Genomic DNA, 12,014 nt, shown 5'->3' with positions numbered 1-12,014 from the left:
ACCATCCGAAGGAGTGATCACCGCGTGAGCAGGCCCTATCCGTTCACCGCCGTCGTCGGCCAGGACGACCTGCGTCTGGCACTGCTCCTGAACGCGGTCAGTCCCGCCGTGGGCGGGGTGCTGGTCCGAGGCGAGAAGGGGACCGCGAAGAGCACCGCGGTCCGGGCGCTGTCCGCGCTGCTGCCCGAGGTGGGCGTGGTGCCGGGCTGCCGTTTCTCCTGCGACCCGGCCGCCCCCGACCCGGCGTGTCCGGACGGGCCGCACGAGCCCGGCGAAGGGTCGGCGCGTCCGGCCCGCATGGTCGAACTCCCCGTCGGCGCCTCCGAGGACCGGCTGGTGGGCGCCCTCGACATCGAGCGGGCGCTCGCCGAGGGCGTGAAGGCCTTCGAACCGGGCCTGCTGGCCGCCGCCCATCGCGGGATCCTCTACGTCGACGAGGTGAACCTGCTCCACGACCACCTCGTCGACCTGCTGCTGGACGCGGCCGCGATGGGCGCCTCGTACGTCGAGCGCGAGGGTGTCTCCGTACGGCACGCGGCGCGCTTCCTGCTCGTCGGGACCATGAACCCGGAGGAAGGCGAACTCAGGCCCCAGCTCCTGGACCGCTTCGGGCTGACCGTCGAGGTGGCCGCCTCGCGGGAGCCCGACCAGCGGGTCGAGGTGGTGCGGCGGCGGCTCGCCTACGACGACGACCCCGCCGGGTTCACCGCCCAGTGGGCGCAGGAGGAGAGCGCCGTACGGGCTCGGATCGTGGCGGCGCGTGAGCTGCTGCCGTCCGTGCGGCTGGGCGACGGGGCGTTGCGGCAGATCGCGGCGACATGCGCGGCTTTCGAAGTGGACGGCATGCGGGCCGACATCGTGATGGCGCGGACCGCCACCGCGCTGGCCGCGTGGGCCGGGCGCACGGACGTACTGGCCGAGGACGTACGGCAGGCGGCGCTGCTGGCACTGCCGCACCGGCGCCGGCGGAACCCCTTCGACGCGCCCGGACTGGACGAGGACACGCTCGACCGGACGCTGGAGGAGTTCTCCGGCGACGACGACCCCGACCCTGATCCCGACGGCGGGCCCGGCGGAGGCGGTGGGCAGCCGTCGCCCGACGAAGGACCGCAGGGCGGGGACGCGGGCGCGCGGCCCGAGGCCGGTGAAGGCGGCGAGCCGCAGGCCTCCGGGAGTGCGGAGCAGTCCGCCGTGCGGGCCGCCGAGCCGTTCCGGACGAAGGCGCTGAGCGTGCCCGGCATCGGCCAGGGCGCCGCCGGGCGGCGCTCGCGGGCGCGGACCGAGCACGGGCGCACGACCGGGGCCCGGCGGTCGCGCGGGACGCTGACGAAGCTGCATCTGGCGGCGACCGTGCAGGCCGCCGCACCCCACCAGCGGGCGCGCGGGCGGACCGGGCCGGGGCTTCTCCTGCGTCGTGACGACCTCAGGCAGGCGGTGCGGGAGGGCCGCGAATCCAACCTCGTCCTCTTCGTGGTCGACGCCTCCGGGTCGATGGCGGCGCGGCAGCGGATGGGCGCGGTGAAGGGTGCCGTGCTGTCCCTGCTGCTCGACGCGTACCAGCGGCGGGACAAGGTGGGGCTGGTGACCTTCCGGGGCTCCGGCGCCGAGGTGGCGCTGCCGCCGACCTCGTCCGTGGACACCGCCGCCGCACGGCTCGCATCGCTGCCGACCGGTGGGCGTACTCCGCTGGCGGCCGGGCTGCTCAAGGCGCACGAGGTGCTGCGGGTGGAGCGGTTGCGGGACGCGGCGCGCCGGGCGCTGGTCGTCGTGGTGACCGACGGGCGGGCCACGGGTGGGCCGGAGCCGCTGCTGCTCGCCGCGAAGGCGGCCGGGCTGTTCGCGGCCGACGAGGTCGCCTCGGTGGTCGTGGACTGCGAGTCCGGGCCGGTGCGGCTGGGGCTCGCGGGGAAGCTCGCGGGTGAGCTGGGCGGAACGGTCGTGACACTGGACGAGCTGCGGGCGGACCGCATCGCCGGGCTGGTGAAGGACGTGCAGGGCAGCAGGAGCAGGAGGGCCGCGTAATGCCTCAGGGACAGCCGAGCGTCATCCCGGACGACGGGCTGACGACCCGTCAGCGGAGGAACCGGCCGCTCGTCGTCGTGCACACGGGGATCGGGAAGGGCAAGTCGACCGCCGCCTTCGGGCTGGCGCTGCGCGCCTGGAACCAGGGGTGGCCGATCGGGGTGTTCCAGTTCGTCAAGTCGGCCAAGTGGAAGGTCGGCGAGGAGAACGCGCTGCGTGTCCTCGGCGCCTCCGGCGAGGGCGGCACGGTCGACTGGCACAAGATGGGCGAGGGCTGGTCGTGGGTCCAGCGCGATGCCCAGATGGACAACGAGGAGAAGGCCCGCGAGGGCTGGGAGCAGGTCAAGCGGGACCTGGCGGCCGAGACGTACCGGCTCTACGTCCTCGACGAGTTCGCGTACCCGATGCACTGGGGCTGGGTGGACACCGACGAGGTCGTCGAGGTGCTCCGCGACCGGCCGGGGACCCAGCACGTGGTGATCACCGGGCGGAACGCTCCGGAGAAGCTCCTCGACCTCGCCGACCTCGTCACCGACATGTCGAAGGTCAAGCACCCGATGGACGCCGGCCAGAAGGGCCAGAGAGGCATCGAGTGGTGACGTCCCCGTCCGTGCCCCGGCTGGTGATCGCCGCGCCGTGTTCGGGCAGCGGCAAGACCACCGTGGCCACGGGGTTGATGGCCGCTCTCGCCGGGCGGGGACTGAGGGTGTCCCCGCACAAGGTCGGGCCGGACTACATCGACCCCGGGTACCACGCGCTGGCCACCGGGCGGACGGGCCGCAACCTGGACGCCTACCTGTGCGGGCCGGAGCTGGTCGCCCCGCTGTTCCTGCACGGGGCACGGGGCTGCGACCTGGCCGTGGTCGAGGGCGTGACGGGGCTGTTCGACGGCGCCGCCGGGCAGGGCGAGCTGGCGTCCACCGCCCATGTCGCGAAACTTCTGCGGGCGCCGGTCGTCCTGGTCGTGGACGCGTCCTCGCAGTCGCGGTCGGTGGCGGCGCTGGTACACGGGTTCGCCTCCTGGGATCCGCAGGTGCGGATCGGGGGCGTGATCCTGAACAAGGTCGCCTCCGACCGGCACGAGGCGCTGCTGCGGGAGGCGCTGGAGTCGTCCGGAGTGCCGGTGCTCGGTGCCCTGCGCCGGACGGCGCAGATCGACACGCCCTCCCGCCACCTCGGGCTGGTGCCGGTCGCCGAGCGGCGGTCCGCGGCGGTGGAGGCCGTCGCGGCGATGGCCGCGCAGGTCGCCGACGGCTGCGACCTGGAGGCGCTGGCGGCGCTGGCGCGCGGCGCGGGCCCGCTGCCGGATGCGGCCTGGGACGCGGCGGAGGCCGTCGCCGCGGCCGGCCCCGGCGATCCCCCGCGGCCGGCCGGGGCGCCGGCGGGGTCCCCATCGGCGCGGCCGGTGGTCGCGGTGGCCGGCGGGGAGGCGTTCACCTTCTCCTACGCCGAGCACGCCGAACTGCTCGCCGCCGCCGGCGCCGAGGTCGCCGTCTTCGATCCGCTGCGGGACGAGCGGCTTCCCGAGGGCACCGCCGGCCTGGTCGTGGGCGGTGGCTTCCCCGAGGTGCACGCCGCCGGGCTGTCGGCCAACGAGCCGCTGCGCGGCCGGGTCGCCGAACTGGCGCTGAGCGGCGCGCCGGTCGCCGCCGAGTGCGCGGGACTGCTGTACCTGTGCCGGGAGCTGGACGGGCAGCCGCTGTGCGGGGTGCTCGACGCGACCGCTCGCATGAGCGAGCGGCTCACCCTCGGCTACCGGGACGCGGTCGCCGTCGGCGACAGCTCGCTGGCGGCCGCGGGCACGCGGATGCGCGGGCACGAGTTCCATCGCACGGTCGTGGAGCCGGACGCCGGGTCGGATCCCGCCTGGGGGCTCAGCGTCCCCGTGCGGCGGGTCGAGGGTTTCGTACAGCGCGGTGTGCACGCGAGCTATCTGCACACGCACTGGGCATCCGCGCCCGGTGTCGCCCGTCGGTTCGTGGAGAGGTGCCGGACGTCATGAGCAGCAGGCTGATCGGTGTCGGGGTCGGACCCGGCGACCCGGAGCTGGTGACCGTGAAGGGGGTCAACGCGCTGCGGGCGGCCGCGGTCGTGGTGGTGCCGGTGATGGACAGCGGCGAGCGGGGGCGGGCCGAGGCGACCGTGCTGCACCACGTGCCCGCCGGCAACGTGGTCCGGGTGGTGTTCGCACTGAACGAGCGCACCGACCGGGCGCGCCGGGAGGCCGCGTGGGACGCGGCGGGCCGCCGGGTCGCGGAGCTGCTGCGGGAGCACGGCACGGTCGCGTTCGCCACCATCGGCGACCCCAACGTGTACTCGACGTTCACCTATCTCGCGCAGACCGTCGCCGGCCTGGTGCCGGGCACGGCCGTGGAGACGGTGCCGGGTGTCACCGCCATGCAGGACCTGGCGGCCCGCTCGGGTGCGGTACTGACCGAGGGGACGGAACCGCTCACGCTGGTGCCGGTGACCGCCGGGACGGCCGTACTGGAGGAGGCGCTGCGCGGTCCGGGCACGGTCGTGGCGTACAAGTTCGGGCGGCAGGCCGCCGAGGTGGCCCGGGCCCTGCGGGAGACCGGGCGGATCGGTGATGCCGTGTGGGGGTCGGCGCTGGGGCTGCCGGAGGAGTCCATCCGCCCTGCCGCCGACATCGACGGGGCCGCGCTGCCGTACCTGTCGACGCTCCTCGCGCCGCCGCGGCGCGACGGCGGACGGGGCGGCAAGCTGTGACGCCGCCCGGGTCAGCCGGCGATGCCGACCACCAGCCAGATGAACGCCGCGCCCGAGACCGTGCACAGCAGGGTCGACAGGGCGGGGTGGTCGTGGTGCGCCTCGGGCAGGATCTCGGCCGCGGCGAGGTAGAGCAGCACGCCGCCGAACAGACCGAGGTAGCCGCCGAGCAGGCCCTCGGGGATGGCGACGAACGCCGCCGCGGCGGCCCCGGCGACGGGCGCGACGGCGTCCGCGACGAGCATCGCCACCGCTTTGCGGCGGGCATTGCCGTACAGGCTGGTGAGGGTGAAGGTGTTGAAGCCGTCCGCGAAGTCGTGGGCGATCACCGCGAGCGCGACCGCCGTTCCCATCCCGCTGCCGACCTGGAAGGACGCGCCGATGGCCACCCCGTCCATGGCGCTGTGCCCCACCATGGCCGCGGCGGCCGTCAGGCCCACCTCGGGCGCCCGGTGGGAGTGCTCTCCGGCGCCGTGCGCGGCACGGCGGGCGGCGAGCAGGCGTTCCACCAGATGGGCCAGCAGGAAGCCCGCCACGAACAGCAGGAGCGCCGCCGGGACGCCGTAGACCTCGGTGCCCGCCGCTCTGAGGGCCTCGGGCAGCAGATCCAGGCCGACCACGCCCAGCATCAGCCCGCCGGCCAGTCCCAGTACCAGATGGCGGCGGTCGGTCACCCGCTGCGCCGTCCAGCCGCCGACCAGCGTCATCAGGAACGCGCCCAGCGCGACGAAGACCGCCATGGGCCTTTGCTACCGGATCAGCGGTCCTTCGCGCACCCCGGCGGCCGTTCCCGCACCCGCGTCCCGCTCACGCACTGAAGCCACGTACCGACTCGCAGGAGGACCGATTCCCATGGCCGATGCCCCCACCGGCAAGGTGACCTTCGTCGGTGCCGGCCCCGGCGCCGCCGATCTGCTGACGTTCCGTGCCGCGCGCGCCATCGCCGAGGCCGACGTCGTGATCTGGGCGGCGAGCCTGGTCCAGGAGGAGGTCCTGCAGCACGCGCGCGCGGACGCGGAGATCCTCGACTCGGCCGTCATGCCGCTGGAGGACGTCGTCGCCGTGTACCGGCGGGCGCACGCCGGGGGCCTGAAGGTGGCCCGGATCCACTCCGGCGATCCCGCGCTGTGGGGCGGCACGCAGGAGCAGGTCGACCGGTGCCACGAGATCGGCATCGCGACGGAGATCGTGCCGGGCGTCTCCTCCTTCTCCGCCGTGGCCGCGCTCGCGCAACGCGAGCTGACGATCCCGGAGGTCGCGCAGTCGGTCGTCCTCACCCGGCTGGGCGGCGGCAAGACCCCGATGCCGCCCGGGGAGGAGGTGCGGGAGTTCGCCCGGCACGGCACGACCATGGCGGTGTTCCTGTCGGCGGCGCGCAGCGGGCAGTTGGTGCGGGAGCTGCTGGAGGGCGGCTACCCGACCTCGACGCCGGTCGTCGTCGCCCATCAGGCGACGTGGCCGGAGGAGCTCGTCGTGACGTGCACGATCGGGACACTGGAGGAGACGGTCAAGGAGCACCGCCTCTGGAAGCACACCCTGTTCCTGGTCGGGCCGGCGCTGGACGCGCGCGGCACGCGCTCGCACCTGTACCACCCGGGCCACTTCCACGGGCACCGCAGGGCCGACCCCGAGGCGCGCCGGGCCCTGCGCGAGCGGGGGGCGAGCACGTGATCACCGTCATCGGGACGGGGACGGGCGCGCCGGCCGCCGAGGTGCCGGCCGGGACCGCGCTGGTCGTGGGCGGGCGGCGGCACCTGGACGCCGCCCGGCTGCCCGACGGCGTGGAGCGGATCGTCCTCGGCCCGCTGGCGCCCGCCCTCGACGCCGTCGCACGGCACCTGGACCGTGGGGACCGGGTCGTCGTGCTGGCCTCCGGCGACCCGGGGTTCTTCGGGATCGTCCGGGTGCTCGCCGAGCGGTTCGGGCCCGGGGCGGTCGAGGTGCGTCCCGGGGTGTCGTCCGTCGCCACCGCCTTCGCACGGCTGGGGCTGACCTGGGACGACGCGGTGGTGGTGAGCGCCCACGGGCGGGAGCCGCGCACCGCGGTCAACGTGTGCCGGGCGTTTGGGAAGGTGGCGGTGCTGACCGGCCCCGGTGCCGGGCCGGCCGAACTGGGCGCCGCCCTGAGGGGGTACGACCGGGTCCTCGTGGTCGCCTCCGCGCTCGGCTCGCCCGGGGAGCGGGTGGAGCGGGTGACGCCGGCCGAGGCTGCGTCGCGGGACTGGGGGCCCGCGGTGAACGTCGTGCTGTGCTTGGACGAGGCACGGGCCGTGGGCGCCGTGCGGACCGTCGCGGGTGGGCTCGGGGGGCCGGCCGGATGGGCGCTGCCCGAGGGCTCCTTCACCCACCGCGACTCGATGATCACCAAGTTCGAGGTGCGTGCGCTGGCCCTGGCCCGGCTCGGGCCGCGCCCCGGCGACCTGGTGTGGGACGTCGGCGCGGGCTCCGGCTCGGTGGCGGTGGAGTGCGCGCGGCTCGGGGCGGCGGTGACCGCCGTGGAGAGGTCCGCGGACGGTGTGGCGCGGGTCCGCGCCAACGCCGCCGCGCACGGCGTCGACGTGCACGTGGTGCACGGGGCGGCGCCGGCGGCGCTGTCCGGCCTCGACGCCCCCGACGCGGTGTTCGTCGGGGGCGGCGGGCGCGGCTTGCCGGCCGTGGTCACCGCGTGCGCGCAGCGGGCCCGCCGGACGGTGGTCGTCGCGATGGCCGCGCTGGACCGGGTGCCGGCGGCCCGGGCGGCGCTCACGGACGCCGGGTTCGTCTGCGAGGGCGTACTGCTGCAGTCGTCGCGGATGGCGCCGCTGCCGGGGGACGTGTCCCGGCTCGCGGCCACCAATCCCGTATTCCTGCTGTGGGGCGTCCGGCCCCCGGCAGCCGCTGAAGAAGGAGTTGCCCAGTGATCGGCCTGATTTCCGCCACCGCGGCGGGAGCCACGGCACGGGACCGGCTGGCCTCGGCGTGGCCGGACCGCACCCGGGTCTACGAGGGTCCCGTCGCCGACGCCGTACGGCGGGCGTTCACCGAGTGCGAGGAGCTGGTCTGCTTCCTGGCCACCGGTGCGGTCGTCCGGCTCGTGGCACCGCTGCTGGTCGGCAAGACGACCGACGCGGGTGTGGTGTGCGTCGACGAGGCCGCCCGGTACGCGGTACCGGTGCTGGGCGGGCACGGCGGCGGCGCCAACGACCTGGCCCGCGCGGTGGGCGAGGTACTGGGCGCCGAGCCGGTGGTGACGACCGCGACGGACGCCGTGGGCATCGCGGGCCTGGACACGCTCGGGTTCCCGGCCGAGGGCGCCGTCGCCGCGGTGACGCGGGCGCTGCTCGACAGCGAGCCGGTGGCACTCACCGCCGAGGTGCCGTGGCCGCTGCCGCCGCTGCCCGTGGCCGAGCGGGGCGCGTACGCCGTCCGGGTCACCGATCGCGCGGTCGAGCCCGGGGAGCGCGAGGTGCTGCTGCGCCCGCCGTCCCTGGTCGTGGGCGTGGGTGCGTCCCGGGGCGCGCCCGAGGAGGAGGTGCTGGGGCTGGTCGCGGACGCCCTGCGGGAGGCGGGGCTGTCGGCCCGGTCGGTCGCCGAGCTCGCCACCGTCGACGCCAAGGCCGGCGAGCCGGGCATCGTGCGGGCCGCCGAGCGGCTCGGTGTGCCCGTGGTGACGTACTCCGCCGAGGAGTTGGCGGCCGTGGCGGTGCCGAACCCGTCCGGCGCGCCGCTCGCCGCGGTCGGTACGCCGTCCGTCGCCGAGGCCGCGGCGCTCGTCCGCGGCGGTGAACTCCTCGTCCCCAAGCGGAAGTCGGAGCGCGCCGACGGGACGCCCGCGATGGCGACCTGCGCCGTCGTCCGGCGTCCGGGGCGCGGCCGGCTCGCCGTCGTCGGGCTCGGTCCGGGCGCCCGGGACCTGCTCACGCCGCGTGCGAAGGCCGAACTGCAGCGCGCCTCGGTGCTGGTGGGGCTCGACCAGTACGTCGACCAGATCCGCGACCTGCTGCGGCCGGGCACCCGGATCCTGGAGTCGGGGCTGGGCGCGGAGGAGGAGCGGGCGCGCACCGCGGTCGCGGAGGCCCGGCGCGGGCACGCGGTCGCGTTGATCGGCAGCGGGGACGCCGGGGTGTACGCCATGGCCTCGCCCGCGCTGGCGGAGGCCTCCGAGGACATCGACGTGGTCGGCGTGCCGGGGGTGACGGCGGCGCTCGCGGCGGCGGCGATCCTCGGGGCGCCGCTCGGCCACGACCACGTGTCGATCAGCCTCTCCGACCTGCACACCCCGTGGGAGGTCATCGAGCGACGGGTGCAGGCCGCCGCCGCGGCCGACATCGTCGTGACCTTCTACAACCCGCGGTCGCGGGGCCGTGACTGGCAGTTGCCGAAGGCGCTCGCGATCCTGGCCGGGCACCGTGCCCCGGGCACGCCCGTCGGTGTGGTGCGCAACGCCTCGCGGCCCGACGAGTCCGCCCGCCTGACGACGCTGGGCGCGCTGGACCCGGCGACGGTCGACATGATGACGGTGGTCACCGTGGGCAACACGGCGACCCGTGAGATCGCGGGACGCATGGTCACCCCGCGCGGCTACCGCTGGCAGGAGAACACCCCGGAGGTCGCCCGGTGAACCGTGTCGTCCACCCCATCGAGCAGGAGTCGTTCCGCCGGCTGCGGGCCCGCCTGGACACCTCGCACCTGCCCGCGCTGACCCGGGCGGTGGTGGAGCGGGTCATCCACTCCGCGGCCGACCTGGAGTATGCGGGCGACCTCGTCACGGACGAGGCCGACCTGGTCCGGGCGCATGCGGCGCTGCACGCCGGGGCGCCCGTCGTCGTGGACGTGGAGATGGTCGCGGCCGGGATCACCCGGCGCGACACCGTGTGCCGGCTCAGGGACGCGAGGTCCGGTCCGGGACTGACGCGTTCGGCGCACGCCGTACGGCTCGCCTACGAGGACGTCGGGCCCGGCGCCCTGTGGGTGATCGGCTGTGCGCCGACCGCTCTGGAGGAACTGCTCACCCTCGACGCCGACCCGGCCCTCGTGATCGGTCTGCCCGTCGGTTTCGTCGGCGCGGCCGAGTCCAAGGCCGCGTTGCGCGACAGCGGGCTGCCCGCGGTGAGCAACGTGTCCGAGAAGGGCGGGTCCGCGGTCGCCGCGGCCGCCCTCAACGCCCTGCTGTACCACCCTGTTTCTGCTGAGGAGAATCCGTCGTGACCACCCCGCCGCCCGCCCTGCTCGTCGCCGGACACGGCACCCGGGACGACGCAGGAGCCGAGGCCTTCCGTGCCTTCGTCCGCGAGCTGGGCCGCCGCCACCCCGAACTGCCCGTCGCGGGCGGCTTCATCGAGCTGTCGCCGCCGCCGCTGGGCGAGGCGGTCGCGGAGCTGGTGGAGCGAGGAGCCCGGCGGTTCGCCGCCGTACCGCTGATGCTGGTGTCCGCCGGGCACGCCAAGGGCGACATCCCGGCGGCGCTGGCCCGCGAGAAGGAACGGCACCCGGGGATCTCGTACGCCTACGGCCGCCCGCTGGGGCCGCACCCCTCGCTGCTGTCGGTGCTGGAGCGCAGGCTGGAGGAGGTGCTGGGCGGGGCTGGGCAGGCGCCGGAGGACCGCGCGGAGGTGACCGTGCTGCTGGTGGGGCGGGGCTCGACCGACCCCGACGCCAACGCCGAGGTGTTCAAGGCGGCGCGGCTGCTGTGGGAGGGCCGTGGATACGCCGGCGTGGAGACGGCCTTCGTGTCGCTGGCGGCGCCTGACGTGCCGAGCGGTCTGGACCGGTGCCTGAAGCTGGGAGCGCGGCGGATCGTGGTGCTGCCGTACTTCCTGTTCACCGGCATCCTGCCCGACCGGGTGCGCGAGCAGACCGCGCGGTGGGCCGCCGCGCACCCGGGGGTCGACGTGCGGTCGGCGGACGTCATCGGGCCGGAGCCGGAGCTGCTCGACCTGGTGATGGAGCGGTACCGGGAAGCCGTCGAGGGCGACCTGCGGATGAACTGCGACTCGTGCGTGTACCGGATCGCGCTGCCCGGCTTCGAGGACAAGGTCGGCTCGCCGCAGCAGCCGCACTTCCACCCGGACGACGACGGCCACCACCACGGGCACGGGCACCATCACCACCCCGGTGGGCACGCGCATGCCCACTGAGCACGATCTGCGGCACCACGGCGACGCCGAGGTGCGGGACGACGGTGCGCGGCTGACCGACCTGGCCGTGAACGTGCGGGCGGACACCCCGCCCGGGTGGCTGCGGGAGCGGATCGCGGGTTCGCTGAGCGGGCTGGCGGCCTACCCGGACGGGCGGGCGGCGCGGGCTGCGGTGGCGGAGCGGCACGGGCTGCCGGTGGAGCGCGTGCTGCTGACGGCGGGCGCGGCGGAGGCGTTCGTGCTGCTGGCGCGGGCGGCGAAGGTGCGGCGGCCGGTGGTGGTGCATCCGCAGTTCACCGAGCCCGAGGCCGCGCTGCGCGACGCCGGGCACAGCGTCGACCGGGTGCTGTTGCGGGAGGCGGACGGCTTCCGGCTGGATCCGGCCGCCGTGCCCGAGGAGGCCGACCTCGTGGTGATCGGCAATCCGACCAACCCGACGTCGGTGCTGCACCCGGCCGGGGCCGTGGCGCGGCTCGCGCGCCCCGGGCGTCTCCTCGTCGTCGACGAGGCGTTCATGGACGCCGTGCCGGGTGAGCGGGAGGCGCTGGCGGGGCGGACCGACGTGCCGGGGCTGGTGGTGCTGCGCAGTCTCACCAAGACGTGGGGGCTGGCCGGGCTGCGCATCGGCTACGTGCTGGCCGCGCCGGAGACGATCGCCGAACTGGAGCGGGCCCAGCCGCTGTGGCCGGTGTCCGCACCGGCGCTGGCCGCGGCGCAGGCCTGCGTGGAACCGGCGGCGCTGGCGGAGGCCGGGCACGCGGCGCACCGCATCGCCGCGGACCGGGCGCACCTGGTGGCCGGGCTGTCGGGGCTGGCCGGGAGCGGGCTGCGGGTCGTGACGCCGGCCGAGGGGCCGTTCGTGCTGGTGCGGGTACCGGAGGCGGCGGGAGTGCGGCGGCGGCTGCGGGCGGGCGGGTACGCGGTCCGCCGGGGGGACACGTTCCCCGGGCTCGACGAGCAGTGGCTGCGGGTCGCCGTGCGGGACCGGGCGACGGTGGACGGGTTCCTGGAGGCGCTGCGGTCGGTCCTCAACTGACCTCCGCCCCCGGCAGTTCGGTCCCCGTCCCCACCGACCCGTCGGGGGGCGGCGCCCGACGTCCGAGGTCCGGCGCCCGGCTCGTCCGGGCGCCGGACCTCGGGTGTCCC

General features: G+C 75.9%; 11 protein-coding genes. 10 read left to right on the top strand and 1 reads right to left on the bottom strand.

From position 1 onward, the window contains the following. Positions 1-24 precede the first annotated feature (24 nt). Genes JS756_RS08290 through cobI form a run of 4 tightly spaced genes read left to right on the top strand, consistent with a single transcriptional unit; the run spans position 25 to position 4,752 of the window. Positions 25-2,022 (top strand): putative cobaltochelatase, encoded by a 1,998-nt coding sequence (locus JS756_RS08290; protein WP_205382349.1) that lies wholly within the window; start codon positions 25-27, stop codon positions 2,020-2,022. After that, on the top strand, positions 2,022-2,621 hold the full coding sequence (cobO, locus tag JS756_RS08285; RefSeq protein WP_205382348.1) for a cob(I)yrinic acid a,c-diamide adenosyltransferase: 600 nt from the start codon (positions 2,022-2,024) through the stop codon (positions 2,619-2,621). The genes JS756_RS08290 and cobO overlap by 1 nt, the downstream gene beginning before the upstream one ends. Continuing rightward, complete coding sequence (locus tag JS756_RS08280) at positions 2,615-4,024, top strand: cobyrinic acid a,c-diamide synthase CobB (RefSeq protein ID WP_205382347.1); 1,410 nt, start codon at positions 2,615-2,617, stop codon at positions 4,022-4,024. The genes cobO and JS756_RS08280 overlap by 7 nt, the downstream gene beginning before the upstream one ends. Continuing rightward, positions 4,021-4,752 carry a precorrin-2 C(20)-methyltransferase gene (gene cobI, locus JS756_RS08275; RefSeq protein WP_205382346.1) on the top strand — a complete coding sequence of 244 codons (732 nt, stop codon included), beginning with the start codon at positions 4,021-4,023 and terminating at the stop codon, positions 4,750-4,752. Before JS756_RS08280 ends, cobI begins: the two co-directional genes overlap by 4 nt. Positions 4,753-4,763: 11 nt before the next feature. On the opposite strand, the gene JS756_RS08270 is transcribed toward cobI, so the two are convergent. Then, positions 4,764-5,492, bottom strand: a complete 729-nt coding sequence (locus tag JS756_RS08270; protein ID WP_205382345.1) for a ZIP family metal transporter — start codon at positions 5,490-5,492, stop codon at positions 4,764-4,766. A 112-nt stretch (positions 5,493-5,604) separates the two neighbouring features. Between JS756_RS08270 and cobM the strand changes: the two genes are divergently transcribed. Genes cobM through cobC form a run of 6 tightly spaced genes read left to right on the top strand, consistent with a single transcriptional unit; the run spans position 5,605 to position 11,904 of the window. Further along, positions 5,605-6,423, top strand: a complete 819-nt coding sequence (cobM, locus tag JS756_RS08265; RefSeq protein ID WP_205382344.1) for a precorrin-4 C(11)-methyltransferase — start codon at positions 5,605-5,607, stop codon at positions 6,421-6,423. Beyond that, positions 6,420-7,652 carry a precorrin-6y C5,15-methyltransferase (decarboxylating) subunit CbiE gene (gene cbiE, locus JS756_RS08260; protein WP_205382343.1) on the top strand — a complete coding sequence of 411 codons (1,233 nt, stop codon included), beginning with the start codon at positions 6,420-6,422 and terminating at the stop codon, positions 7,650-7,652. Before cobM ends, cbiE begins: the two co-directional genes overlap by 4 nt. Then, on the top strand, positions 7,649-9,352 hold the full coding sequence (gene cobJ, locus JS756_RS08255; RefSeq protein ID WP_205382342.1) for a precorrin-3B C(17)-methyltransferase: 1,704 nt from the start codon (positions 7,649-7,651) through the stop codon (positions 9,350-9,352). Before cbiE ends, cobJ begins: the two co-directional genes overlap by 4 nt. Continuing rightward, on the top strand, positions 9,349-9,939 hold the full coding sequence (locus tag JS756_RS08250) for a precorrin-8X methylmutase (RefSeq protein ID WP_205382341.1): 591 nt from the start codon (positions 9,349-9,351) through the stop codon (positions 9,937-9,939). The genes cobJ and JS756_RS08250 overlap by 4 nt, the downstream gene beginning before the upstream one ends. Continuing rightward, positions 9,936-10,868 carry a sirohydrochlorin chelatase gene (locus JS756_RS08245; protein ID WP_205382340.1) on the top strand — a complete coding sequence of 311 codons (933 nt, stop codon included), beginning with the start codon at positions 9,936-9,938 and terminating at the stop codon, positions 10,866-10,868. Before JS756_RS08250 ends, JS756_RS08245 begins: the two co-directional genes overlap by 4 nt. Then, positions 10,858-11,904, top strand: coding sequence for an Rv2231c family histidinol phosphate aminotransferase CobC (gene cobC / locus JS756_RS08240; protein ID WP_205382339.1), 1,047 nt, complete (start codon positions 10,858-10,860; stop codon positions 11,902-11,904). The genes JS756_RS08245 and cobC overlap by 11 nt, the downstream gene beginning before the upstream one ends. The last annotated feature ends 110 nt before the right edge of the window (positions 11,905-12,014 follow it).

This window comes from Streptomyces actuosus (assembly GCF_016921115.1).
GTDB classification, from domain to species: domain Bacteria; phylum Actinomycetota; class Actinomycetes; order Streptomycetales; family Streptomycetaceae; genus Streptomyces; species Streptomyces actuosus_A.
Note: the sequence above shows the minus strand (reverse complement) of the source record. Positions and strands in the feature narration are given on the sequence as shown.

Bases quoted from the DNA above. Each gene is read 5' to 3' on its own strand.
- cobO (WP_205382348.1), top strand. From the start codon at position 2,022: ATGCCTCAGGGACAGCCGAGCGTCATCCCGGACGACGGGCTGACGACC.
- cobI (WP_205382346.1), top strand. From the start codon at position 4,021: ATGAGCAGCAGGCTGATCGGTGTCGGGGTCGGACCCGGCGACCCGGAG.
- JS756_RS08270 (WP_205382345.1), bottom strand. From the start codon at position 5,492: ATGGCGGTCTTCGTCGCGCTGGGCGCGTTCCTGATGACGCTGGTCGGC.
- cobM (WP_205382344.1), top strand. From the start codon at position 5,605: ATGGCCGATGCCCCCACCGGCAAGGTGACCTTCGTCGGTGCCGGCCCC.
- cobC (WP_205382339.1), top strand. From the start codon at position 10,858: ATGCCCACTGAGCACGATCTGCGGCACCACGGCGACGCCGAGGTGCGG.